We start from the raw sequence: 23,956 nt of genomic DNA, 5'->3' as shown, positions 1-23,956 counted from the left end.
CGCTACAAACTTCGTAGCCGTCCGGCCAGAGTCCGTCGCAGCAATGGTTGCAAGGTAAATTGCGACACTAGCAGGACGGTTACTGCACCACTCAACGGTAATAACCACCACAGCACTGGCAACCACTGCCATGGCTGTTCGCTCCATTCCGCATGCAGCCACCAGCGGATCAGCTCACAACTGAATGCGGCTGTGATACCGGCAAATCCACCCAGTAAAATAGCCTGCCAGTGCAGCATATTCCGCAATTGCTGGCGGCGTGCGCCAAATGTTCGCATCAGTAACAGACTAGCCTGACGTTGCTGTAATCCGGCCTGCCACTGTACCAGCAGCACCTGTATGGCTGCAGCAGAAACCAGCAGCATCAGCAGTGTCATGGCCCGCGCCAGTTTATCCAGCACACCCTGTAGCTTATTCAGGATCGTATCGATATTAAGCGAAGTAATGGTCGGGAAAGTCCGCGCCAGTTCAAGCTCTGCCGGTAATTTATCCGCCGGAACCCGCAGACTGGTCATCCAGTTAACAACGAATGGCTGCAAGACATCCGGCGAAAAAATCATAAAGAAATTTGGCCGCATGCTCTGCCAGTCAACTTGCCGGATATTCCGTACAGTAACCTCAAATGACTGATCATCTACCGTGAAACGCAGACGATCCTGCAGCTTAATATTCAGCTCCGTGGCAACGCCCTGCTCAAGAGACACTTGCCCGCGAATGCTGTCATTCCAGCTTTCACCATTCAGGATCAGGCTATCTGATGGTAACTGTGCCTGTGCCGTCATGGTCAGCTCGCGGTGAATACCCTTGCGCCCCGGTTGTCCTTCCTGTTGTGTCACCACTTCACCATTGATATGCGTCAATCGTCCTCTGACGATGGGATACAATGGTGCATGTTTCAGCTGTTGCTGCTGCAGGAATTTTACCAGCTCCGGTTTATCGGTATCAGGAATATTGATCAGGAAACGGTTCGGCGCATCTGCCGGCAGAAAGGTCTGAAAACCGGTGACAATTTCACTGCGAACACTGATCACCACGCCCAGTAGTAACAGCGATAAAGCGATCCCGCTTAATTGATGCAATATTTCGAGCGGCTGTCGTTGCCAGTGCTGGACTGCAAGATAAAAACTGCTGCCGGTAACGCCACTGGGTAATAAACGTAATAACAGGTACCCCATCCCGCCCAGCACCACGATCAGAACGATCACCCCACCCACCAGACCTAACACCAGCCTGGTATCCTGTAGCAGCAATAAATTAATTAATAACAGCCCGGTAATGAGTAATGGTAAGGCTAACCATGCGGGAACCCGGCTTTCCTGTTCCTGACGCAATACCCGTAAAGCTGGCACATCCAGCAAGCGCCAGAGTGGGATGCACACCAGCAGCGCAACCAGAATGCTTCCTAAAACAAACGCCAGAATAAATGGCTGTATCGAAGGCGTAGCAAGTTCCGGTGGTAATGCGTTGCCCAGCTGCCAGACCATCCAGCCATGAACCAGCCACCCCAGCAGACAACCGATGATGATCCCGGTCAAAGTCAGCAGACTTAACAAACCACCGAGTAGCCACATGATCCGCCAGCGGGAGGCACCAAACGTCTTCAGCAATGCCAGCATAGTCTGTGTCTGACGGGCATATTGCTGAATAGCAATGCTCATGGCCGTAGCGCCCAGCAGTAGTCCCAGCAACGAGGCAACACGGAAGAACCGTTCGCTCCGTTCCAGCTGACGAGATAAATTCCGGTTTGCCTGTTCCGGTTTTAATAGTTTTTGTCCTGCCTGCAGACGGGAGGATAACCATTGATCCCAGCTCTCAAGTACTGATGAGTCACCATGGAACAGATAGCGATGTGTCACCCGGCTTCCGGGTAATATCACCTGAGCAGCCCCGACATCATGCTGATGCATCAGCGCCCGGGGAGCCAGCGCCAGAGGGTTAAAACTCTGATCCGGTTCCTGTATTAATTCGCCGGCGACACGTAGTGAGGTTGAACCAAGTTGCACCTCATCGCCCGGCGTTACCTGCAGCATTAACATCAGCTGACGGGAAAGCCAGAGCTCTCCGGGACGGATATCCTGTTGTGGCAGCAGTTGCAAACGGCCATAAAAAGGATACCCCTCATCGACGGCTTTAACCGATGCCAATTGCATCTGTTCACCAGCCAGCAGCATGGTGGAAAACTCGGTGGTCTGCGTCTGCTGTAATCCGCTGTCCCGGGCCTGCTTAAGCCAGGTATCCGGCAAAGGCGTAGCGGACTCGACAACCCGATCTGCCGCCAGGAAATCACGGCCGGAGACTTTAAGGCTTTGAGTCAGCCGATCTGAAACCAGAGACACACTCAATACCGAGGCAATACACACCGCGAGAGCGAGTACAAACCACTGCAACCCACCCTGCCAGCCCATCCGGCAAAACAGGCGCCACAATAATTTAATCATCGTGACTCCTCCAGTCGTCCTGCAGTCATGCGTAACTGACGCTGACAGCGATCCGCCAATGCAACATCATGCGTAACTATCACCAGGCTGGAACCTGATTCCTGATTCATTCTGAACAGCAAATCAGCCACTTTTTGCCCTGTATGCTGATCTAAATTACCGGTCGGCTCATCAGCCAGCAGCAAGGCCGGCTGACAGATAAACGCTCGTGCCAGCGCAACCCGTTGCTGTTCACCGCCGGACAATCTGGATGGTTTGTGCTGCAACCGCTCTCCCAGCCCCACATCATTCAACAAGGTTGTGGCGAGTTGTTTCGCCTGACTGATACCGCGTAATTCCGCCGGCAACATCACGTTTTCCAGAGCCGTCAGCTCAGGGATCAGTAAGAAAGACTGAAAAACAAAACCTATTCTTTCCGAGCGTAATCTGGCGCGCTGTTCCTCATCCATCTGATGCAGGGGCTGACCGGCAATGAAAATTTCACCTTCGCTGGGTAAATCCAGCCCCGCCAGCATGCCCAGCAACGTAGATTTACCCGAACCGGAAGCCCCGACAATCGCAACACTCTCTCCCGGCTTGACTTGTAACTGGATCCCATCAAGGATGGTAAGCTGTTCTTTACCAACCGAAACCCGGTGCGACAAATTTTTGACCTGTATCATAAGAGGTTGTGTCATGAGAGGTATCCTGCTGGTGTTATTATCTATGTGTTCACTTTCTGGCCATGCCAGTACGCTATTGATTCTCGGCGACAGCCTGAGTGCCGGCTACATGATGGCGGCAGAACAAAGCTGGCCTGTTCTTTTGCATCAGCAATGGCAGAAAGAAAAATTCCCGGTCACTATCATTAACAGTAGCATCAGTGGCAGCACCACTCAGGATGGTTTAGCCCGTCTGCCTGCTTTATTGTCCCGTCACAAACCTGACTGGGTTTTAATTGAACTGGGTGCCAATGATGGTATCCGCGGTTTTCCACCAGCTATTCCTTATGAAACGTTAAAGAAAAGCATTCAGATCATTCAGAAAAATGGCGGACAACCACTGTTGATGCAGATCCGGATCCCACGTAATTACGGTGCCGCCTATATTGCAAAATTGGAAGCGATTTATCCGAAGCTGGCCGAGGAAACCAAAACGCCTTTATTGCCGTTTTTTCTTGAATCTATCGTGACTCAGCCGAAACTGATGCTGAACGATGGTATTCATCCTACGGCTGATGCGCAACCACTGATCCGGGATATGATGGAACCATTACTGCGCCAATACATTGAAACCACAGAGAAGACTCTTTAGGCAATCATTCCTCCCCAAAAATGTAATTTTAGGTAAAAAAAGGTTTATCTGTGCCGAGCCTATTGTCCGGCCCCGCCAGCTCCGTATCATGGCGCGGTATGTCTTATGAGGAAGGTTTACATGATCCGCATCTTGTTGGTTGATGATGATCTCGAGCTATGCAGCATGCAGAGGGAATACCTCAGCAATGAAGGCTTTGCGGTACAGATGTGTCACGATGGTGAAAGAGGGTTAGAAGAAGCACTGAGCGGCGATTATGACCTGATTTTACTGGATGTCATGATGCCGAAACTCAATGGTATTGATGTCCTGCGTCGTCTGCGAAACCACAGTAATATTCCGGTATTAATGCTTACCGCCAAAGGTGATGACATTGACCGTATTATCGGCCTGGAACTGGGTGCTGATGATTACGTTTCCAAGCCCTGCACTCCGCGCGAACTGGTGGCTCGGGTAAGAGCCATTCTGCGCCGGGCTGATCCTGATAAACAGGAGCCTGGTCAGTTGCAACCGCTCAGAGTTGGAGCGCTGACTATTTCCGCTGCCAGCCGTAATGCCACCTGGCGCGACGAATTACTTGATTTGACCAGTACCGAATTTAATTTGTTGGAAATACTGTGTCGCCGTGCCGGCAGAATAATCAGTAAAGAAGATCTGTCGCTGCATACCCTTGGCCGCCCGCTGGCCCGGTATGATCGCAGTATTGATGTACATGTCAGCAATCTACGGCAGAAACTGGGCGTACTGAAAGATGGGCGTTCACCCATTCAGACCGTCAGAGGGATCGGTTATCAGTTGGTTGTTGAGTAATTAATGCGTCGTATTTTCTGGAAAATATTACTGAGTTTCTGGCTCGCCATTCTGCTGACCGGGATCGCAACCGGCGCGATCGTCACGCTGTATCAGGACGCAAAGATAGCCTACAGCATCATTGAAACCGGCAATCGCCCCGATGGTCTGACCGAATCGGTAGCCAGAACGCTGGCCAGTGGCGGAAAACAGCTTGTGCTGGAGATAGTGAAACCACAGACCGTGGGAAAAGATGTAGCCGGCGGCCCGCCTGTGCCATTTATTGTTGATCAACAGGGAAAGGATCTGTTCAACCGAAGTGTCAATGATAAAGCCTGGGCTGAAGCACAACGTCTCACTGAACAACAGGCCAATACGCCTGGGGTAGAAAAGATAACACTGGCTGACGGGGGAATTTATTGGGTATTCATGCCCCGCCGTCCGCCGCCATTCCCGCATAACATCATATTTACATTGTTTGATGCACCGGTTTTTCTGTTAATCATGGCGATACTGACCAGTCTGTTATTCAGTAACTGGCTGGCCCGCGTTATTTCACGACCGATAGAAACATTGCGTGACGGACTCAAAGCTGTAGCAAAAGGAAATTTTGATATCAATGTCAGTCAAAAGCTTGGCAAACGGTACGATGAATTTGCAGATCTTGGGCAAGATGCTGATTTAATGGCAGAAAAACTCAAACAATCTATTCAGGTGCAACGCCGGCTGTTGCATGATGTGTCTCATGACTTACGCTCACCACTCGCCCGTCTTCAGCTGGCCATTGGCTTGCTGCGGCAAAAGCCGGAAAACACCGAGCAAATGCTGCAACGCATTGAACAGGAATGTCATCGCCTGAACAATCTGGTCGGTGAAGTATTAATGCTTGCGCGTATGGAATCCGGTGTGCCGCAACCAAAAGAAGATTATCTGGATCTTGTTGAGTTGCTGAAATCGCTGGTTGATGATGCTCAGTTTGAAGCGAAAGACAGCGGTAGTGTTATTGAACTACAACTGGATGAAACATTGAATGAAAGCATTATTATCCAGAGTCGCGGTGAGTTATTACTGCGGGCCTTCGATAACCTGATCCGGAATGCCTTACACCATGCCGGTCGCGGCTGTCATATTGAAATCAGTGTGCATCAGGAATTGCCGGAATTACTGGTCATTGATATCACGGATAATGGCCCCGGGATCACTGAAAAAGACCTGGGATCTATCTTCGAACCCTTTTTCCGCAGTAACAATAATCCGGGCAACGGTCTGGGGCTGGCTATCACAAAACGAGCAATTGAAGCACACGGCGGGACGATTACTGCCTACAACAGAACGACCGGCGGTTTGTGTATGCATGTGAAATTACCCTGTATGGCGCAGCTTTCTTAACCTGACTTCAGATAAACCGGCAGATGCCGGTTTTATTCTTTTGGTGATGGCAGATTCTGTGTCGTAAAAAACTGGCTGACGGTTGAACTCAGGCGTTTCAATAATGCTTTTCTGATCTGAGACAGCTTTGGTTTCTCATCCGCCAGCAACGTCACCGGGCGACATAACTGAATGGCATTGATACCTAACCGGGCAGACAACAGGCCACTACCCAGCCCCTGCGCTAATTTAGCCGATAATTTAGATGTCAATTCACTGCTGAACCAGTCTGTTCCCAGTTCCGTGGCCAGTTCAGCCGTACCGGCAAACACCATATCCCGTAAAATCTGCCGGATAAGCCGGATTTGCCCCCAATAGCCAAGACGGATCTGGTAGACCGATGCGATATCCCGCAACATTTTCAGATTGCGCCACAGTACCAGTACCATATCGGCCAGCGCCAAAGGGCTGGCCGCGACCAGTAACGCGGTCTGACTGCTGGATTTGAGTACCAGTTGCAGTGCTTTTTCATCTAACGGATGTAAAACAAACCGGCTGAACAACACCAGTATTTCACTATCATTGTGATGTGGTTCAATATGTTCCAGCCATTGCTGATACCCGGGTAAATTTTGCAGACCCGTCTCGTTTGCCAGACGCCGACAAAACGCCTGGGCGTTCCCATGCTGTCCTGCGCTTCTCAAGTCTTCAGCCTGTTTCCGGCATTGAGTATTACTGCGTAAACGTCGTAATACACGATATTCGCGCCAGATAACCGAGCAGGAACCAATCAGCAAAGCGCTGGCAGCGGCTAACCAGGCACCACCCAGCCAGGGATTCAGAAACAGCTGCTGATAGAGAAAACTGCCGGCCTCCACCAGCGATAACGCCAACACAGCACCCCCACCCCAGCGCAACCAGCCAGAGGATCGCTCCGGTAACTCTGAAAGCGATGGCTCAAAATCATCCTGCAGAGCAGTTTCATCGTATTGCGACGCTTCATCCAGCTGCGCCGGTACTATTTCTACCGGCATAGCTCCGCTCGCGATTGTGGTCCGGTTTAATAAATCCAGCGGCACTTCTACTGCTGTCTTTGTATCTGATGCTGCTGGTTTTTTCATTGCATTTTATCTCCCAGCAAATATTCCAGGATCTGATCCAGACGGATATGCGGTCTGGCCTGTTCGCTCTGCCAGACAGGGGGCCGCAGATCAGTTAATCGCAAAGATGAGTTTCGCCAGAAATCAGGTTCGGGTATACGGGCAGGTATAACCCCGGGGAACAACGCTAATTCATGACCGGTTAAATCAACACCATGCAGCACAGTCAGTGGCTGCCCCTGATAATCAACCTGATGATATTCACTGGAACGGATCGCTGCCATTGCCATACATTCCAGCGACACACCTTCAAAACGGGCCCGGGACAGACCAGAATGAACCAGTTCCCGCAACAGACTGAGTAAGGCCGGATGTTGTTCAGGGGTGACATGATCGGCTTTACTGGCTACAAACAACAGTTTGTCGATACGCGGAGAAAAGAGGCGCTGCCACCAGTGACTGTTTCCATACTGGAAACTTTGCAGTAATTGTCCCAGTGTATCCCGTAAATCATAGATTGCTTCACGGCTGACTTTTAGTGGCTGCAAACAATCCACCAGCACGATCTGCCGGTCAAAACCGGAAAAGTGTTTCTGGTAGAACTGTTTGACGACATGTTCTTTATAAGCTTCATAGCGCGCCTGCAACAAACCGTACAGCGAGTCATGCGCGGATGATTCCGCAGGTAAACCCCATACCCAGGGAACAAACTGCAACATAGGCGCACCGGCGAATTCACCGGGTAATACAAAACGGCCGGGCTGGATGCTTTGCAATCCAAGTTGTGAACGGCAGTCCTGTAAATACTGGGTATAAAGTGCAGAGATATTTTTGACTTCATCCATCACAGAAGAAAACGGCTGCGAAGCAGACCAACGACTCCCGGCTTTAAGCCAGGGTTCAGCCAGATGCCGGCGCTGAGGTGACTGCAACTGCTCGCGGATCTGCGCATTCCATTGTGCATAACTCAGATCCAGCAATGGTAAATCGAGTAACCATTCCCCCGGATAATCAACTATGTCCAGATACAGGTGACAAACATCATGGCCGATTTTTTGCCGCAACAGATTCTGGCTACGGAAACGTAATTCCAGCCGTATTTCGCTGAGTGTTTGTGTCGGTTCAGGCCATTGCGGCGGATCCGCAGCCAGCATCGACAATGCCTGCGAATAACCGAAGGTAGGAATATGCTGGTGAGTCTGAACCACCTGTTGTACACCCAGTAACCGGCCCTGCTGCAGTACCTGCCAGTGCGGTAATCTGGCACTGAATCCGGCCTGTTCCAATTGCTGGATCAACGCAGTAACAAATGCCGTTTTTCCACTACGCGCCAACCCGGTGACAGCCAGTCGGAGATGACGATCCCAGGTGCGTTGCCATAAAGTATCGGCTTTACGTTGCAAACTCAGCCATCGTTCTTGCTGCAACACAGCGACCTCCGCATATTATGGTTCTCGTTAAGTATGAGAATAGACCGCATCTCAGACAAGCGATCAGACATAACTCGCGTTATAATCAGCACTTAGATGTGGTCAACGCCAATAGTGGTTATGTCCCAGCCTACCAGTCACGGATGTCGCATGAAACTTTTTTCATTAATACACTGTTTGGGAGCCGTAATCCTGCTTCTCACCGGTTGCAAACCTGCCGAGTCAGCCAAAACCAGTGGGGCTGTTTACTGCGTTGACAGTTTCAGCCAGCATTTGAACCCGCAAATTCAGGGTTCCACCCCTTTTGTCGCTTCACTGTCACAGCAGGTCTATAACCGGTTAATTGAGATTAATCCCGATACACAGCGACTGGACGGTGCCTTAGCCGAAAACTGGAGTATCAGCCGGAACGGGCTGGTTTATACATTTAATCTGCGCCGGAATGTCCCTTTCCATCACACCGCCTGGTTTACACCAAAGCGTACATTTAACGCAGACGATGTAGTATTCAGTTTCCGGCGCATCATAGACCCTTTACACCCTTATCATGCTGTATCCGGTATCCGGTATCCTTTTTTTGATAACCGGCAATTTTCTGATGTATTGCAGGATGTTAAAAAAGTCACCGATTATCAGGTCCAGTTTATTCTGCGTCATCCGGACGCATCATTCATGGCAACACTTGCCAGTGATTATGCGGTGATTTTATCTGCTGAATACGGTGATTATCTGCAACGACAGCATGGTGACTTACAGGATATTGATGATTTACCGATAGGTACCGGACCGTTTCAGATGCTTGAGCTGCGTCCGAATGAATATTTGCGGCTGGCAAAAAATCCGGCTTACTGGGATAAAGCGCCGATCCTGGAACAGCTGGTATTTGACTATACTCCCCGTGCATCCAAACGACTGGCTAAGTTATTCACCGGCGAATGTCAGGTTATCGCTACACCGGCTGCCAGTCAGCTCCCCTTTATCAGGAATAATCCACGCACGGATGTGGATATTCAGAGCAACATGAACACAACTTATCTGGCACTGAATACGCAGAAAAAACCGCTGAAAGATGTGCGTGTTCGCCGGGCAATTGCGATGGCCGTTAACCGGGATAACCTGCAACAGGCCGTGTTCTACGATACTGGTGAGACAGCATCCAGTTTATTGCCACCCGCTTCCTGGGCTCATCATCCGAATCTGGACGAGTATTATTATGATCCCGAACAAGCGAAACAGTTACTGAAAGAAGCGGGTTATCCGGATGGTTTTGAACTTACTCTGTGGGTTCAGCCAATTCCCCGAACCTATAATCCGGATGCATCAAAAACAGCACAATTACTTCAGGGCGATCTTGCCCGGATTGGCATTAATGTCCGGGTCATAGAAACACGCTGGACGGTAATGCGCGCTAATCTGCAGGAAGGAAAGCATGATATGGCGTTACTGGCATGGGCGGCTGATAACGCCGATCCGGATAACTTCCTGCGTCCGTTGCTGAGTTGTGAGTCGATGAAAAAGGGTGGAAACAACTATTCTGCCTGGTGTAATGAAGTTTTTGATTCACACCTGAATAAAGCGCTGGCGACGCAACGGCTGTCACAACGTATTTTTGAGTATCAGCTCAGTCAGGAGATGATCTACCAGCATGTACCGGTGATCCCGCTGACTCATGCACTGATAGTCAGTGCTTACTGGCAGAATATGCACGATATAATAATCCCGCCAACAGGTGGCGTTTCATTTAAAAAGGCTTACCGGGAGTAAATCATGCTTATTTACACATTACGCCGTTTAAGCTTGTTATTCTTAACATTGCTGATCCTGAGCCTGCTGGCTTATGGCATGGATCGCCATATTAATACTTATCCGTCTTCCGACCTGTTCAATGGCTACATTGAGTTTATGAGCCATTTCCTGACCGGGAAATGGGGGATCTCCAGCGTCACCGGAGAACCGGTGCTGGACAGCGTGCTTTCCTATTTACCGGCGACACTGGGATTATCACTGGCTGGGATCATCATTGCGACGATCATCGGTATCGCCATGGGAACAATCTCTGCGATTTACCGAAACCGGGTGCCGGATATACTGATCTCTAACTTAAGCCTGCTGGGTTTCTCTATTCCTATCTACTGGCTGGCAACTCTGCTTATCATGACGCTGGCAATGCAACTGGGTTGGTTCCCTTCTTCAGGCCAACTGAGCCTGCTGTATCAAATCACCCCGGTTACCGGATTCAGCCTGCTGGATTGCTGGTTATCTGACAGTCCATATCGCATGGAAGCATTTCTGAATGCCCTGCAGCATCTGGTTCTGCCTGCCAGTGTCCTCGCACTGGCTACAACCACTGAAGTGATCCGGTTGGTGCGTAATTCGTTGAGTGAGGTAATGGCTCAAGGTTATATCAAAGCCGCCCTCAGCCGCGGACACTCCACCTGGAGTGTTATTCTGTCTCATGGACTGCGCAATGCACTGCCACCGATTTTACCTACACTCAGTATGCAATTCGGCACCATAGTTACCTCAGCAATTATTACTGAACAAATATTTGAGTGGCCCGGTTTGGGACGCTGGCTGGTCAGTAGTATCAGTGTCAGAGATTTCGCTTCTGTACAAGCCTGCATGCTGGTGATCGCGATCGCGCTTATTATCATCAACATCTGTTCTGAATTGCTGACAGTTTTGTTTTATCCAGCCAAAAGGAAAGCGATGTATGCCCAGCAAGGTTAGAATTTATCCCGAGATCCGCATACCGTCACCATTGGCTCAGACATGGCAGACTTTCCGCCAGAACTCACGAGCCATGACCGGGTTATGGATGTTCACCTTTTTTATTGCGATTGCGCTGCTTGGCCCTTCGCTGGCCAGTTTCGATCCGTTCAGTCAGAACGCGAATGCTTTACTGCTGCCACCGTCATGGGAAACTAACGGTTCCCTGCACTACTTCCTCGGCACAGACGACCTGGGACGGGATGTCTTATCCCGGCTTTTATACGGCGCACAACTGACATTTGGCAGTGCATTAACGGCCTGCATACTGGCGATGATATTTGGCTCGGGTATCGGTGTGGTTGCCGCAATGCAGCATGGTCTGGCCTCCAGTATTCTGTATCACATGCTGGATGTACTTCTGTCTATCCCCTCTCTTTTGCTGGCAATCGTACTGGTTTCATTTATGGGGGCCAGCCTGGAAAATGCCCTGCTGGCGATCACGCTGGCGTTGATCCCGCAGTTTATCCGGGCCTCTTTTAACGCGGTACGCGAGATAGCCAACAAAGAATACATCATTGCCGTAAGACTCGATGGTTCAACTCCATGGCGTATTTTGCGGCTGGCCATTTTGCCGAACATTCTGGATGTTCTGGTTACGCAGACAACGCGCGGTCTCTCCGTTGCCATACTGGATATCAGTGCCGTTTGTTTTCTCGGCATCGGCGCACAATCCCCGCTGCCAGAGTGGGGCACCATGCTGGCTGATAGTCTGGATCTCGCCTATATATCACCTTGGAATGTCGCCTTACCCGGACTGGCCATCATGCTGAGTGTGGTAGCAACCAATCTGGTGGGTGACGGCCTGCGTAAAGCACTGCAACAAGGACTGGAATAATGCCATTACTGGATATCCGTAATCTGACGATTGAGATCGGTACCTCACAAGGGCGGGTTAAAGTCGTCGATAAGATAAGCCTGACCATTAACGAAGGTGAAGTCCGGGGTTTAGTCGGTGAATCAGGCTCAGGGAAAAGTCTGGTCGCTAAAGCGCTGGTCGGTATTACCAAAGATAACTGGCATGTTTCCGCTGATCGTCTGCGGATCTGTGATGTCAATCTGCTGGAGCTGAGCCCTCGCCAGCGCCGTCAGTTTTTATCTGAAAATATCGCCATGATTTTTCAGGAGCCCGTCTCCTGTCTGGACCCGTCAATTCCGGTTGGAACGCAGTTGATGGAAGTGATACCTGACAGGGTTTTCGAAGGGAAATGGTGGCAGCGTCCCTTCTGGCGTAAGAAACAAGCAAAAGCACTGCTCCACCGGGTTGGCGTCAAAGATCATGAGCGGGTCATGAATGCATATCCACTGGAGCTCTCCGATGGTATCTGCCAGAAAGTGATGATTGCCATGGCGATTGCCGTTAAACCCCGCCTGCTGATTGCCGATGAACCCATCAGTGCGATGGAAGCAACGACTCAGGCGCAGATCCTGCGTTTACTGGATAAAATGAACGTGGTTAACCACACCACTATTCTGCTGATCAGTAACGATCTGACTGCAATTGCCAACCTGGCAGATACGATCAGTGTGATGTATTGCGGACAGATGGTAGAAACGGGTACCCGTGAATCTATTCTGAAAAACCCGCATCATCCTTATACCAATGCACTGCTGAACGCATTACCGGATTTCACACAGGATCTGCCACACAAATCCCTGCTGGTAACACTCCCCGGTTCTATTCCTCCGCTACAGCATTTGCCTATTGGTTGCCGTCTCGGTCCCCGCTGCCCTTACGCTCAGAAAATGTGTGTCCGGATGCCGGGAGTAACACAAAGTAAAGGTCATCAGTTTTACTGTCATTTCCCGCTGAATATGGAGGAATCCACCCGATGAACTCCGCACCATTATTAAGAGTCAGCGGTATTAACAAAACCTTTTTCAACCGGGTTGGCTTATTCCGCAGAAAACAGGTTCAGGTACTGAAAGATATCTCGTTTACGCTGGAACCCGGTGAAACACTGGCACTGGTTGGTGAAACCGGTTCAGGTAAAAGCACGTTAGCTAAAATACTGGCTGGTGTGGTTCCGCCCACGTCTGGTGAAATTGAAGTAAACGGTGAAGTCATCGCGTTTGAAGATACGCAAAAACGCTGCAAACTGATCCGCATGATTTTTCAGGATCCAAACTCTTCGCTGAATCCGCAACTGCGTGTCGGACGCATTCTTGAAGCACCGTTACGCCTGAATACCGATCTGAGTGAAGAAGAACGCGCAAATACTGTCATTGAAACCCTACGCATGGTCGGTATGCTGCCTGAACATGCTCTTTTTTATCCGCAAATGATCTCGTTAGGACAAAAACAGCGTGTTGCTTTCGCCCGTGCACTGATCCTTGATCCGAAGATCATCGTGGCTGACGAAGCGTTTTCCATGCTGGATGTATCCATGCGCTCTCAGGTAGTCAATCTGCTGCTTAAATTGCAGGAGCGCTTAGGGCTTTCCTATGTAGTAGTAGCGAACGATCTGGGGCTGGTACGTCATATCAGTGATAAAGTGTTGATCATGCATCAGGGCGAAATAGTTGAAAGCGGGTTAACCAGTGAAGTATTTTCCAATCCGCAGCATGATGTGACCAAACGACTGATCCAGAATCACGGTCACGAATACCGCCGTTGATTTTCATAGATCGCTTATAGCAAAAAGCCCTGAAATTTCAGGGCTTTTTCTTAGAAAAAATGCATCACACGCCAGCTTTGGCCAGAGCCGCAGACACAATCTGCTGAGCTTCCTGCTGGATCGTATCCAGGTGTGCTTCACCTTTGAAGCTTTCCATGTAGATTTTGTAGATAGACTCAGTACCACTCGGACGAGCAGCAAACCAGCCATTTTCAGTAACCACTTTCAGACCACCGATCGCTGCATTGTTACCTGGTGCATTGGTCAGTTTGGCCAGAATAGGTTCGCCAGCCAGCATGGTTGCCTCAACCAGCTCAGGGCTCAGTTTCGACAGTACGGCTTTCTGAGCTGTATTAGCCGGCGCATCAATGCGGCGATAAACCGGCGCACCAAATTCTTCGGTCAGCGCATCATACAACTGCTGCGGATCTTTACCGGTAACCGCAATAATTTCAGCGGCCAGTAATGCCAGAATGAAACCATCTTTATCGGTTGTCCAGACAGTACCGTCTTTACGCAGGAAGGAAGCACCAGCACTTTCTTCACCACCAAAACCGAAACTACCGTCAAACAGACCATCCACAAACCATTTAAAACCAACCGGTACTTCTTTCAGATTGCGGCCAATTTTGCCTGCCACACGATCGATGATAGAAGAGGAAACCAGCGTTTTACCTACCGCAGCCTGTTTTGGCCAATTCGGACGGTGCGTAAACAGATACTGGATCGCAACAGCCAGATAATGGTTCGGATTCATCAAGCCAGATTTGGTGACGATACCATGACGGTCATAATCCGGATCGTTACCTAAAGCGATATCAAACTTGTCTTTCAGACCAATCAGACTGGCCATTGCCCATGGGCTGGAACAATCCATACGGATTTTGCCATCACGGTCCAATGTCATGAAAGAGAAGGTAGGATCAACGCGGTAGTTAACAACTTCGATATTCAGATCATAAGTCTTGGCAATGACATCCCAGTAGGCAACACCTGCACCGCCTAATGGATCCACACCAATTTTGAGGCCAGCTTTACGGATAGCATCCATATCCAGCACATTACCCAAATCATTCACATACGGGGTAACGTAGTCGTACTCTTCCACAAATTCAGAAGCGATAGCCGCAGCATATGGCATCACTTTGACATCAACAGAACCATTTTCCAGGATCTGATTCGCACGATCTTCCACCCATTTGGTGATATCACCTTCAGCCGGACCACCATGCGGAGGATTGTATTTGAAACCACCATCTTGTGGCGGGTTATGTGACGGGGTGATCACCACACCATCAGCCTGATCCGCATGACCTGCACGGTTATAAGTCAGAATAGCGTGAGAAACCACAGGTGTTGGTGTATATCCCAGCCCCTGCTGAATGCGCACCTTAACACCGTTTGCGGCCAGAACCTGTACTGCACTTGCTAATGCGGCTTCTGACAATGCATGCGTATCCATACCGATGAACAGCGGGCCAGTAATGCCTTTGTTCTGACGATATTCAGCCAGTGCCTGGCTTACTGCCTGAATGTGAGACTCAGTAAAAGCACTATTCAGTGAACTGCCACGATGACCAGAAGTACCAAATGCCACTCGTTGATCAGGCAATGACATATCAGGTTTATTCAGATAATAAGCAGCAACCAGACGTGGAATATTGGTTAAATCTTCAACGCGAGCTGGTTTACCTGCATGTGGATGTTGTGCCATATACGACTTCCTGTTCTTTTATACCTTATTACAAACCTCTGCTATTAAATCAGCAGAGTAGCCCATGGCCTGCATTAACTGCTCAATAATCAAGCGCTTACGGCCAGTGTTAGTGTTAGTTATAACCCAGTACGGGGTCTCAGGGACAGGTTTAGGTTTAGTGGTTTTACCATTATCTAACAAGGCTTGTGGATCTTCGGCAAAATAGATGCGTTTACGTCCTTTGATGTCGGCAGCATGTCTGAAAGCATCAGGTTGAGAACGATACAATGCGGAAAGAATCAGCATAAAACGTGCAATAGCACTCTCTTCTTTCGCCAGTTGCGCATTGTCGAGCAGCATAGTCAGAACATCTGTGGAAACCTCATCTGTTTGTTCCGCATTTGCTTCATGACCCAGCGCTACCGTCGGTTCCGTATCCAGCGGTAAAGCAAGCAGGCGTCTTAAAATATCAGAAGCACTCTCGCCAATATGCAAGGTACGGCTGGCAATGTAACGGTAGATCTGATCATCAACCTCAATGGTTTTCATTCTTTTCTGGTTCCGACACTTTGAATATAGACAACAGCCGGATTATACATAAGCCACCGCGGCAAACCTAACCCTGTGCACGGTGTTTACCGAACCCCGAGCTATTACCCTCGCATAATTTCAGCTTTAGCACACCCGGGAGCATCGCCACACGTGACTCATCCCTCATTTTGATAGCAGATTACGCCAATCAACTGATTTCGTTAACCAAGAGAATAAATCTATCTTTAATTGCCACTGAACTAAGATGACTCACGATTTTGACGGGAATTTGTTAATATAAAGTTACAAGATTTTATTAAGGATAAAATGTGAAGCTGAATTACCAGATAACCCCGTTTGCATCTGCCGGTGCAGTGCCTGTTGTCCTGCTTCATGGTTTATTCGGCAAACAGGATAATCTGGGTTTACTGAAGCAACACCTGATGTCCCGGTATCCGGTTATTTCGGTTGATCTGCGCAATCACGGGTCATCGGAGTGGCATCCCGATATGAACTACCATGCCATGAGCCTTGATATCCTTGAATTACTGGAACAACTGCAATTACCGAAGGTACATCTGCTTGGGCACTCCATGGGTGGAAAAGCGGCAATGGCGGTCGCATTACAGGAACCAGCACGTGTAGCCTCACTCGTAGTCGCCGATATAGCGCCTGTTAACTATCAGGAAAACCGGCATTCTGCTGTTTTTAACGCCTTGCAGGCCGTCGCAGCCACACCCCATATCTCATCACGTAAAGAGGCAGATCATCTGATGAGTGAGTATCTGTCTGAACCCGCTGTACGCCAGTTTCTGTTAAAATCGTTCAGTAACGAAAAATCCACGCACTGGCAGTTTAATCTTCATGCGCTGGAACAGCATTATGCCGACATTATGGGCTGGCCATATACACCAGACCAGCAGTATCCGGGGCCGGTACTGTTTATTAAAGGTGGTGCCTCCGACTACCTGCAAACCGGACATCAGACAGCGATAACCAACCATTTCCCACAGGCCAGCGCACGGGTCATCCCCGACTGTGGTCACTGGCTGCATGCAGAAAAACCAGCCCTGTTTAATGGTATTGTTGAGCGCTTTCTGCAACAGATAAACTAACCGGATAGCCCGCTATCCTGCGTTATGATTTCTTCCACATTGTGGTATAGTGCGCCCCCTATTGAGAACGCTCGCACCTGAACTTTGTCTGGCAGTAATTTTTATATATGGCAAAACATCAATCGGATCGCACAACCCTGGATCTGTTTGCTGACGAAAAACGTCCAGGGCGCCCAAAGACCAATCCGCATTCCCGCGATTTGCAGTTGAAAATCAACAAACGCAATCAACTGAAACGGGATAAGGAAAAAGGGCTTCACCGGGTTGAACTTAAACTCGAAGCCGCGTTATTGGATGATCTCAATCAGCTGGCAGATGCCCGCAGTATCAGCCGGTCGGAACTCATTCAGGAGTTAGTCCGGGAATACGTTAGCGCTCAGCGCTCCGTCCAGCTAAAATAATAAACAGCTTTTTTTGAATTCCGACGAACAAGGATAACTCATCTTATGGCACTGATAGGTCTGTTCTTTGGTAGTGATACCGGCAACACAGAAGCAGTCGCTGGCATGATCCAGAAAGAACTGGGCAGTGATCTGGTTGACGTACTGGATGTCGCTCAGAGCACTCACTCTGACTTTGATAAATATGATTTGCTGATCCTGGGGATTCCAACCTGGTACTACGGTGAATCACAGGCTGACTGGGATGATTTTTATCCGGAACTGGAAAAAGTCGATTTCAGCAGCAAACTGGTTGCCATCTTCGGATGTGGTGATCAGGAAGATTATGCTGAATATTTCCTGGATGCTATGGGTACCCTGCGTGATCTGGTACAAGCGAAAGGCGCGACGATTGTTGGCTACTGGTCAACCGAAGGCTATCAGTTTGAAGCATCGAAAGCGCTGGTCGATGATAAACATTTTGTTGGTCTGGGTATCGACGAAGATCGTCAGCCAGAACTGACCGCTGAACGTGTTGCCGCCTGGTGCCAGCAATTACGCGAAGAAATGTGTTTATCCGAGCTGGTATAACCACTGCTCAGCTACGATAAAGCCTGTGAACCCCACAGGCTTTATTTTATGCAGAAACAAGAATCATCCGCGTAACTCATTTCTTTTTATTGGTTTTGCGCCATATAATGGATAAGCCCTACTCGCTGCAGCCTCAAACTGCCCCAAGAAAACAGAGAGCTATGACAGACCATAATCAGCAATTGAAAGATGCAGGACTAAAAATCACCTCGCCACGAGTTAAGATTTTAGAGTATCTGCGCCAGCCTGAATGTCAGCACATCAGTGCGGAAGACCTTTATAAACTGCTGCTGGACAATGGTGAAGAAATTGGGTTAGCCACCGTTTACCGCGTTCTGAACCAGTTTGATGATGCAGGAATTGTAACCCGTCATCATTTTGAAGGTGGCAAATCAGTTTTTGAACTGGCACAGCAACACCATCATGATCATCTGGTATGCCTGGATTGCGGTAGTGTCGTTGAATTTTCGGATGAAGTGATTGAGCAACGCCAGAAAGAGATTGCTGCACAACATGGCATGAAGCTAACTCATCACAGCTTGTATTTGTATGGTCAGTGCACCAAAGAAAATTGCCCGAATCGCAAGAAATAACAACCCGATCAGTTTTACTGCGTTCATAAAAAATCCCGCACATCGGCGGGATTTTTTATTAGTGTTTGCAGCCGCCATGGCCACCGCAACATTCGTGCGGCTCATCAGTGTCCGCTGCATGTGCATGACCTTTACCGCCACAACATTCATGATCATCATCATGACTGTGACCCTGACCACCGCAGCAACCTTCGTCGTCTGAATGACCATGTCCACCACAGCAACCTTCACCATGACCATGGTGATGATGGCCTTCTCCGCCATGTACATGACCATGCGCAATTTCTTCAGCTGTCGCGGCACGAACACCACGCACATTAACTTTGAAATGCAGATCCATACCTGCCAGCGGATGGTTAGCATCTACTTTGACGAAGTCTTCAGATACTTCAACGATAGTTACCGGACGATGACCGTCATCGGTGTCTGCCACGAACGTATCGCCTTCAGCGACTTCCATACCATCAAACAATTCGCCGGGTACTTCCTGCACCAGAGATTCTTCATATTCACCGTATGCATCCATAGCTGGAACGGCCAGTTCAAAACTGTCGCCTTCTTCACGGTCATATAAGGCATTTTCCAGACCTGGAACCAAAAAACCACTGCCATGCAGATAAACAAGCGGTTCACGCCCTTCTGTTGTATCCAGCACTTCACCCGCATCGTCAGACACGGTGTAATCCAGCGTTACTACGCTCAAATGAGTAATCTTCATCATGCATCCCGGTTAAATGACAACTAGCCTCACCAGCATACCGGAAAAATCTGCTGAAACACAATCTTCAGCTCATCATTCAACAGCTGCCGGATAAGGCTTTTCCCCGTATAATGCGCTTTTGTTTGCCGCAGAATTATTCCCGCCATGATCATCGTTTCACAAATCACGCTACTACGAGGCAATAAGCCTTTATTAGAAGAAGCTACCGCTACCATTCATCCGGGTCAGAAAGTAGGGCTGGTTGGAAAAAACGGCTGCGGAAAATCCAGTCTCTTTGCTTTATTGAAAGGTGAACTGGCTGTCGATGCCGGCTCAGTCTCTGTGCCTGCACAATGGCAAATTGCTACCGTTGCCCAGGAAACGCCGGCGCTCGACTGTTCTGCACTGGATTATGTCATTGACGGCGACAAAGAGTTCCGCAATCTTGAGCTTCAGCTGCAACAGGCGGAACAACAAGGTGATGGGATCCGGATCGCCGACTTACATGGCCGGCTGGATGCCGCCGGCGCTTACACCGTGCGTTCCCGCGCCGGTGAGCTATTGCATGGTCTGGGCTTCAGCAGCGAACAACACCAGCAACCGGTCTCTGCCTTCTCCGGGGGCTGGCGTATGCGTCTTAACCTGGCACAAGCACTGATCTGCCGTTCCGACCTGCTATTACTTGATGAACCAACCAACCACTTGGACTTAGACGCGGTCATCTGGCTGGAAAGCTGGTTACGCTCTTACCGCGGCACCCTGATATTGATTTCGCATGATCGCGATTTTCTGGATCGGGTTATTGGCAGAATCATCCATATCGAAAACGGGAAACTGAACGAATATACCGGCGGCTATTCCGACTTCGAAATACAGCGTGCGTCCGCGCTGTCACAACAGCAATCGATGTATGAGAAGCAGCAGCAAGCGCTGAGCAAGATGCAGGATTATGTCGACCGCTTCCGCTATAAGGCCACTAAAGCCCGTCAGGCGCAAAGCCGTCTTAAAGCGATGGAACGGATGGAATTGATCCTGCCGGCACATGTCGACTCCCAGTTCCAGTTTCAGTTCCGTGAACCGGATGCATTACCAACCCCGCTGATCAGCATGGAAAACTTAAGTGCCGGTTATGGTGACAAACTGATTCTGGAGAAGATAAAACTGAACCTGGTTCCCGGTTCACGTATTGGTTTGCTGGGACGAAACGGTGCGGGTAAATCGACATTTATCAAATTACTGGCAGGCGAACTGACACCGCTTTCCGGAAAACTGGAGCCCAGTAAAGGCGTTAAAATCGGCTATTTTGCACAACATCAGTTGGAATCGCTGCAACAGGGCGACACGCCGTTACAGCATCTGACACGGATTGCCGGCAATCGCCCGGAACAGGAACTACGGAACTTTTTAGGTGGTTTCGGGTTCCATGGTGATAAAGCACTGGAAGTTGTCGATACCTTCTCCGGGGGAGAAAAAGCGCGGCTGGTTTTAGCGTTGCTGGTCTGGCAAAAACCCAATCTTTTGCTGCTGGATGAACCGACCAACCATCTGGATCTGGAAATGCGTGAAGCATTAACGCTGGCGCTGCAAGGCTTTGAAGGTGCCATGGTCATCGTATCGCATGATCGTCACCTGCTCCGCACCACGACGGATGAGTTTTATCTGGTTCACAACCAACGACTGGAAGCCTTTGATGGTGATCTGGATGACTATCACAAATGGTTAACCGAGCAGGATAAAGCGACCAACGATACCAAAACAGATACCAGTAATACCTCCGCAGCCCCGCAAAGCGCAGCGGCACGTAAAGATCAGAAACGACGGGAAGCTGATTTCCGGCAACAAACTCGTCCCTTGCGCCAGAAACTGGAAAAGCATGAGCAGCATATGGGCAAGTTGCAGCACAAACTTGGTGAAATTGAACAGGCGCTCGCTGATCCGGCAATCTATCAGGACGATGCCAAATCAAAACTGACTAGCTTACTGGCACAACAAGGCCCGCTGAAAAACGAACTCGAACAAACCGAGCTGGAATGGATGGACATTTCCGAACAGCTGGAACAAATGGAACAACAATTTGCCAGCGACATGGCAACTCAGGATTAATGCATGCTTAGCTATCGCCACGCGTTTCATGCCGGCAACCATGCCGACATATTAAAACATGCTGTACTCAGTCTGTTGATTGACCAGCTGAAACAAAAAGATAAACCGTTTTGTTATCTGGATACCCACTCTGGTGGCGGCTGTTATGATCTCACCGGTGAGTGGGCTAACAAGAAAGCAGAATATCTGGATGGCATCGCTCGTCTTTGGCCGCAGCGTGATCAGTGGCCCGCACTGAAAAGTTATATCGAGTGTGTAGCAGCACTCAATAATGACGATACCCTGCATTATTATCCCGGTTCACCTGAAATCGCGCGATCGCTGTTAAGAGAACAGGATCGCCTGATTCTGATGGAACTGCATAATAATGAGATTGATATCCTGCGCCAGCATATGTACCGGGATCCCCGCGTTGCATTACATCACCGCGATGGTTTTGAAGGGCTGGTCGCTCTCACGCCGCCAACACCACGTCGTGGACTGGCACTGATCGATCCGCCATATGAACTGAAGGAAGATTATGATCGGGTCGTGAAAACACTGGCAAAAGCCTGGCGTCGCTGGCCAGTCGGTATATACGCCGTCTGGTATCCATTGCTGGGAGAAGAAGCCGATCGCAGTCAGCATATGCTCCGCGAATGTCAGAAACTGGGAATTCCGATGCTGACAGCTGAACTCAGTATACAAGCCCAATCCCCCACCTGGGGCATGCATGGCTCAGGAATGGCGATTTTTAATCCACCATGGCAATTTGAACAACAACTGGAAAAATTGCTGCCGGAATTATGTTCACTGCTGGCGCTGACACCACAGGCAAACTGGACAATAAAGTCGCATAATTCAGAGGGTTAAACAAACACAAAATGTTGTCATTCAACACCCTATTTTTGAGTGACAACATTTCAAATCTCCATGGTTTTTATCTTTATGAGAAAAAAAATTTATCCATAGGGTTTTTTCACAATATTCTTTATTTCCCGCCAAAAACCGACACATCAACAAGCAAAAATCCAAATAAAGGCTATCTTGTTAGATTTTTTTACCAAAAAACCACACATATACCCGTTGTTAATGCTGATAAACACCCCATCCTGAAGGCTTCATTGAAAATAGTGTGATAATTGCTATTGCACTGTCACACAAAAGCCCGATAATGCGCCGGATTTTTTATAAAGCATCGCGTTCTGCTTGATCGGACAGAGCGTATCACTGGTGACAGGGCCGTGGCCCTTTTGTGAGGTGTAAACATACAATGAACAACGAAATCGTCCCTGCTGAACTGGATTACCGCGAACTGGTCGCGACCTATGGTTCCCCCTTGCTGGTTCTGGATCAGGCCGCTGTCCGTAAACAGTACCGCGCTTTAACACAAGCCCTGCCAGGCGTTCGTCTGCACTATGCATTAAAGCCATTACCTCATTCAGCTGTTGTTGCAACTTTGAAAGCTGAAGGCTGTGGTTTTGATTTGGCTACGAACGGCGAAGTTGATGTGATGTTAGAAAATCAGATCAACCCGGACGATTGTATTCATACTCACCCGATCAAGCGTGACGGTGATATCCGTTATGCGCTCGAATACGGCTGTAAAGTTTTCGTATTCGATAACCCGGTCGAACTGGACAAGTTCCTGCCTTATCAGGATAAGGCCGAACTGTTGCTGCGCGTCAGCTTCCCTAACCCGGAAACTAAAGTAGACCTGTCCAAGAAATTTGGCTGTACACCTGAAGCCGCCTTGCCATTGCTGCGCAAAGCCAAAGCAATGGGCCTGAACGTGATTGGTCTGTCCTTCCATGTTGGCTCACAGGTACCGAACTCCAAACGCCATGTCGAGGCTATCACTTCCTGTAATCAGATCCTGCGTGATGCAGCAGCAGAAGATATCAATCTTCAGGTGCTGGATATCGGTGGTGGCTTCCCGGTCAATTACGGTGCAGATGGTGCAGATTTCGATATCTATGAATTCTGCGCCCCGATTCGTGAAGCATTAAGTCACACACCGAAAGGTATTCGCCTGTTGGCAGAGCCGGGACGCTTCATCAGTGCCCCTTGCATGACCTCTGTCGCCAGCGTTATGGGTAAAGCAGAACGTTTTGAGCGCACCTGGTATTATCTGGATGATGGGCTGTATGGCAGCTACAGCGGCCAGCTGTTTGACCATATCAACTACCCGAAATCAGCACCTTATGCCACAGGTGAAGCAAAACCAGCCGTACTGGCCGGCCCGACCTGCGACAGCATTGATGTACTGGCCGATGATATCGATCTGCCGGAATTGGATGTAGGTGATGTTATTGTAGGTAAGATGATGGGTGCCTATACCTGGGCTTCTGCTACTGAATTTAACTTCTTCCGTAAAGCCAGCATTCTGGTGATTGACAGCCAGGAAGCAATAGAGATAAAAGCAGTTGCTTAATACTGTTTCTAATCAGCTGGTTAAATAAA

General features: G+C 49.3%; 22 protein-coding genes. 15 read left to right on the top strand and 7 right to left on the bottom strand.

All coding sequences use genetic code 11. From position 1 onward, the window contains the following. Nucleotides 1-2 precede the first annotated feature (2 nt). Both TOLA_RS04485 and TOLA_RS04480 read right to left on the bottom strand, forming a co-directional pair. Nucleotides 3-2,438 carry an ABC transporter permease gene (locus tag TOLA_RS04485; protein WP_012729101.1) on the bottom strand — a complete coding sequence of 812 codons (2,436 nt, stop codon included), beginning with the start codon at nucleotides 2,436-2,438 and terminating at the stop codon, nucleotides 3-5. Next, nucleotides 2,435-3,115 (bottom strand): ABC transporter ATP-binding protein, encoded by a 681-nt coding sequence (locus TOLA_RS04480; protein ID WP_012729100.1) that lies wholly within the window; start codon nucleotides 3,113-3,115, stop codon nucleotides 2,435-2,437. The genes TOLA_RS04485 and TOLA_RS04480 overlap by 4 nt, the downstream gene beginning before the upstream one ends. Here TOLA_RS04480 and TOLA_RS04475 point away from each other — a divergent pair. The 3 genes from TOLA_RS04475 to TOLA_RS04465 all read left to right on the top strand — a co-directional run bounded on the left by TOLA_RS04475 (nucleotide 3,114) and on the right by TOLA_RS04465 (nucleotide 5,909). Further along, entirely contained in the window at nucleotides 3,114-3,731 is a 618-nt protein-coding gene (locus TOLA_RS04475; RefSeq protein ID WP_041609465.1) for an arylesterase, read from the top strand. The genes TOLA_RS04480 and TOLA_RS04475 overlap by 2 nt on opposite strands. A gap of 120 nt (nucleotides 3,732-3,851) precedes the next feature. Next, nucleotides 3,852-4,541 carry a response regulator transcription factor gene (locus TOLA_RS04470; protein WP_012729098.1) on the top strand — a complete coding sequence of 230 codons (690 nt, stop codon included), beginning with the start codon at nucleotides 3,852-3,854 and terminating at the stop codon, nucleotides 4,539-4,541. A 3-nt stretch (nucleotides 4,542-4,544) separates the two neighbouring features. Next, complete coding sequence (locus TOLA_RS04465; RefSeq protein WP_012729097.1) at nucleotides 4,545-5,909, top strand: HAMP domain-containing sensor histidine kinase; 1,365 nt, start codon at nucleotides 4,545-4,547, stop codon at nucleotides 5,907-5,909. 32 nt (nucleotides 5,910-5,941) lie between these two features. On the opposite strand, the gene TOLA_RS04460 is transcribed toward TOLA_RS04465, so the two are convergent. Continuing rightward, nucleotides 5,942-7,009, bottom strand: a complete 1,068-nt coding sequence (locus TOLA_RS04460) for a YcjF family protein (RefSeq protein ID WP_012729096.1) — start codon at nucleotides 7,007-7,009, stop codon at nucleotides 5,942-5,944. Beyond that, entirely contained in the window at nucleotides 7,006-8,418 is a 1,413-nt protein-coding gene (locus TOLA_RS04455) for a YcjX family GTP-binding protein (protein WP_012729095.1), read from the bottom strand. The genes TOLA_RS04460 and TOLA_RS04455 overlap by 4 nt, the downstream gene beginning before the upstream one ends. Before the next feature lie 150 nt (nucleotides 8,419-8,568). Here TOLA_RS04455 and TOLA_RS04450 point away from each other — a divergent pair, with 150 nt between their 5' ends. From TOLA_RS04450 to TOLA_RS04430, 5 genes are read left to right on the top strand one after another with little or no spacing between them, the layout of a single operon-like run. Continuing rightward, the gene (locus TOLA_RS04450) at nucleotides 8,569-10,182 is read left to right on the top strand and encodes an ABC transporter substrate-binding protein (protein ID WP_012729094.1); all 1,614 of its coding nucleotides are present in this window, start codon (nucleotides 8,569-8,571) and stop codon (nucleotides 10,180-10,182) included. A 3-nt stretch (nucleotides 10,183-10,185) separates the two neighbouring features. Beyond that, nucleotides 10,186-11,148, top strand: a complete 963-nt coding sequence (locus tag TOLA_RS04445) for an ABC transporter permease (RefSeq protein WP_012729093.1) — start codon at nucleotides 10,186-10,188, stop codon at nucleotides 11,146-11,148. Continuing rightward, entirely contained in the window at nucleotides 11,132-12,025 is an 894-nt protein-coding gene (locus tag TOLA_RS04440) for an ABC transporter permease subunit (RefSeq protein WP_012729092.1), read from the top strand. Before TOLA_RS04445 ends, TOLA_RS04440 begins: the two co-directional genes overlap by 17 nt. Continuing rightward, a complete protein-coding gene (locus TOLA_RS04435; RefSeq protein ID WP_012729091.1) occupies nucleotides 12,025-13,023 on the top strand; it encodes a peptide ABC transporter ATP-binding protein in 999 nt (332 codons plus the stop codon). Before TOLA_RS04440 ends, TOLA_RS04435 begins: the two co-directional genes overlap by 1 nt. Next, on the top strand, nucleotides 13,020-13,805 hold the full coding sequence (locus TOLA_RS04430) for a peptide ABC transporter ATP-binding protein (RefSeq protein ID WP_012729090.1): 786 nt from the start codon (nucleotides 13,020-13,022) through the stop codon (nucleotides 13,803-13,805). The genes TOLA_RS04435 and TOLA_RS04430 overlap by 4 nt, the downstream gene beginning before the upstream one ends. A gap of 64 nt (nucleotides 13,806-13,869) precedes the next feature. Here the strand turns inward: TOLA_RS04430 and pgm are convergent, their stop codons facing one another. Further along, nucleotides 13,870-15,519, bottom strand: a complete 1,650-nt coding sequence (pgm, locus tag TOLA_RS04425; protein ID WP_012729089.1) for a phosphoglucomutase (alpha-D-glucose-1,6-bisphosphate-dependent) — start codon at nucleotides 15,517-15,519, stop codon at nucleotides 13,870-13,872. Between the two features lie 18 nt (nucleotides 15,520-15,537). Next, nucleotides 15,538-16,050 (bottom strand): replication initiation negative regulator SeqA, encoded by a 513-nt coding sequence (seqA, locus tag TOLA_RS04420; protein ID WP_012729088.1) that lies wholly within the window; start codon nucleotides 16,048-16,050, stop codon nucleotides 15,538-15,540. 311 nt (nucleotides 16,051-16,361) lie between these two features. On the opposite strand from seqA, the gene TOLA_RS04415 reads away from it, so the two are divergent. The 4 genes from TOLA_RS04415 (at nucleotide 16,362) to fur (ending at nucleotide 18,711) form a co-directional block, all read left to right on the top strand. Further along, nucleotides 16,362-17,147, top strand: coding sequence for an alpha/beta fold hydrolase (locus tag TOLA_RS04415; protein WP_012729087.1), 786 nt, complete (start codon nucleotides 16,362-16,364; stop codon nucleotides 17,145-17,147). A gap of 107 nt (nucleotides 17,148-17,254) precedes the next feature. Further along, nucleotides 17,255-17,548 (top strand): LexA regulated protein, encoded by a 294-nt coding sequence (gene ybfE, locus TOLA_RS04410; protein WP_012729086.1) that lies wholly within the window; start codon nucleotides 17,255-17,257, stop codon nucleotides 17,546-17,548. 45 nt (nucleotides 17,549-17,593) lie between these two features. Beyond that, complete coding sequence (fldA, locus tag TOLA_RS04405; protein ID WP_012729085.1) at nucleotides 17,594-18,118, top strand: flavodoxin FldA; 525 nt, start codon at nucleotides 17,594-17,596, stop codon at nucleotides 18,116-18,118. Nucleotides 18,119-18,279: 161 nt separating this feature from the next. Then, nucleotides 18,280-18,711 (top strand): ferric iron uptake transcriptional regulator, encoded by a 432-nt coding sequence (gene fur / locus TOLA_RS04400; protein ID WP_012729084.1) that lies wholly within the window; start codon nucleotides 18,280-18,282, stop codon nucleotides 18,709-18,711. Nucleotides 18,712-18,769: 58 nt separating this feature from the next. On the opposite strand, the gene slyD is transcribed toward fur, so the two are convergent. Continuing rightward, nucleotides 18,770-19,429 (bottom strand): peptidylprolyl isomerase, encoded by a 660-nt coding sequence (gene slyD / locus TOLA_RS04395; RefSeq protein WP_012729083.1) that lies wholly within the window; start codon nucleotides 19,427-19,429, stop codon nucleotides 18,770-18,772. A 147-nt stretch (nucleotides 19,430-19,576) separates the two neighbouring features. On the opposite strand from slyD, the gene TOLA_RS04390 reads away from it, so the two are divergent. The 3 genes from TOLA_RS04390 to TOLA_RS04380 all read left to right on the top strand — a co-directional run bounded on the left by TOLA_RS04390 (nucleotide 19,577) and on the right by TOLA_RS04380 (nucleotide 23,927). Next, nucleotides 19,577-21,514 carry an ABC transporter ATP-binding protein gene (locus TOLA_RS04390; RefSeq protein WP_012729082.1) on the top strand — a complete coding sequence of 646 codons (1,938 nt, stop codon included), beginning with the start codon at nucleotides 19,577-19,579 and terminating at the stop codon, nucleotides 21,512-21,514. A gap of 3 nt (nucleotides 21,515-21,517) precedes the next feature. Continuing rightward, complete coding sequence (locus TOLA_RS04385; RefSeq protein WP_012729081.1) at nucleotides 21,518-22,366, top strand: 23S rRNA (adenine(2030)-N(6))-methyltransferase RlmJ; 849 nt, start codon at nucleotides 21,518-21,520, stop codon at nucleotides 22,364-22,366. A 400-nt stretch (nucleotides 22,367-22,766) separates the two neighbouring features. After that, nucleotides 22,767-23,927: a type III PLP-dependent enzyme gene (locus TOLA_RS04380; protein WP_012729080.1), complete on the top strand. Its 1,161-nt coding sequence runs from the start codon at nucleotides 22,767-22,769 to the stop codon at nucleotides 23,925-23,927. Nucleotides 23,928-23,956: the final 29 nt, after the last annotated feature.

The sequence above is a fragment of the Tolumonas auensis DSM 9187 genome (assembly GCF_000023065.1).
Lineage (GTDB): Bacteria > Pseudomonadota > Gammaproteobacteria > Enterobacterales > Aeromonadaceae > Tolumonas > Tolumonas auensis.
Note: the sequence above shows the minus strand (reverse complement) of the source record. Positions and strands in the feature narration are given on the sequence as shown.

Bases quoted from the DNA above. Each gene is read 5' to 3' on its own strand.
- TOLA_RS04440 (WP_012729092.1), top strand. From the start codon at position 11,132: ATGCCCAGCAAGGTTAGAATTTATCCCGAGATCCGCATACCGTCACCA.
- seqA (WP_012729088.1), bottom strand. From the start codon at position 16,050: ATGAAAACCATTGAGGTTGATGATCAGATCTACCGTTACATTGCCAGC.
- TOLA_RS04380 (WP_012729080.1), top strand. From the start codon at position 22,767: ATGAACAACGAAATCGTCCCTGCTGAACTGGATTACCGCGAACTGGTC.
- ybfE (WP_012729086.1), top strand. From the start codon at position 17,255: ATGGCAAAACATCAATCGGATCGCACAACCCTGGATCTGTTTGCTGAC.
- pgm (WP_012729089.1), bottom strand. From the start codon at position 15,519: ATGGCACAACATCCACATGCAGGTAAACCAGCTCGCGTTGAAGATTTA.
- TOLA_RS04480 (WP_012729100.1), bottom strand. From the start codon at position 3,115: ATGACACAACCTCTTATGATACAGGTCAAAAATTTGTCGCACCGGGTT.
- TOLA_RS04385 (WP_012729081.1), top strand. From the start codon at position 21,518: ATGCTTAGCTATCGCCACGCGTTTCATGCCGGCAACCATGCCGACATA.
- TOLA_RS04390 (WP_012729082.1), top strand. From the start codon at position 19,577: ATGATCATCGTTTCACAAATCACGCTACTACGAGGCAATAAGCCTTTA.
- TOLA_RS04485 (WP_012729101.1), bottom strand. From the start codon at position 2,438: ATGATTAAATTATTGTGGCGCCTGTTTTGCCGGATGGGCTGGCAGGGT.
- TOLA_RS04430 (WP_012729090.1), top strand. From the start codon at position 13,020: ATGAACTCCGCACCATTATTAAGAGTCAGCGGTATTAACAAAACCTTT.
- fur (WP_012729084.1), top strand. From the start codon at position 18,280: ATGACAGACCATAATCAGCAATTGAAAGATGCAGGACTAAAAATCACC.
- TOLA_RS04435 (WP_012729091.1), top strand. From the start codon at position 12,025: ATGCCATTACTGGATATCCGTAATCTGACGATTGAGATCGGTACCTCA.
- slyD (WP_012729083.1), bottom strand. From the start codon at position 19,429: ATGAAGATTACTCATTTGAGCGTAGTAACGCTGGATTACACCGTGTCT.
- TOLA_RS04460 (WP_012729096.1), bottom strand. From the start codon at position 7,009: ATGAAAAAACCAGCAGCATCAGATACAAAGACAGCAGTAGAAGTGCCG.
- fldA (WP_012729085.1), top strand. From the start codon at position 17,594: ATGGCACTGATAGGTCTGTTCTTTGGTAGTGATACCGGCAACACAGAA.
- TOLA_RS04445 (WP_012729093.1), top strand. From the start codon at position 10,186: ATGCTTATTTACACATTACGCCGTTTAAGCTTGTTATTCTTAACATTG.
- TOLA_RS04475 (WP_041609465.1), top strand. From the start codon at position 3,114: ATGAGAGGTATCCTGCTGGTGTTATTATCTATGTGTTCACTTTCTGGC.
- TOLA_RS04470 (WP_012729098.1), top strand. From the start codon at position 3,852: ATGATCCGCATCTTGTTGGTTGATGATGATCTCGAGCTATGCAGCATG.
- TOLA_RS04450 (WP_012729094.1), top strand. From the start codon at position 8,569: ATGAAACTTTTTTCATTAATACACTGTTTGGGAGCCGTAATCCTGCTT.
- TOLA_RS04465 (WP_012729097.1), top strand. From the start codon at position 4,545: ATGCGTCGTATTTTCTGGAAAATATTACTGAGTTTCTGGCTCGCCATT.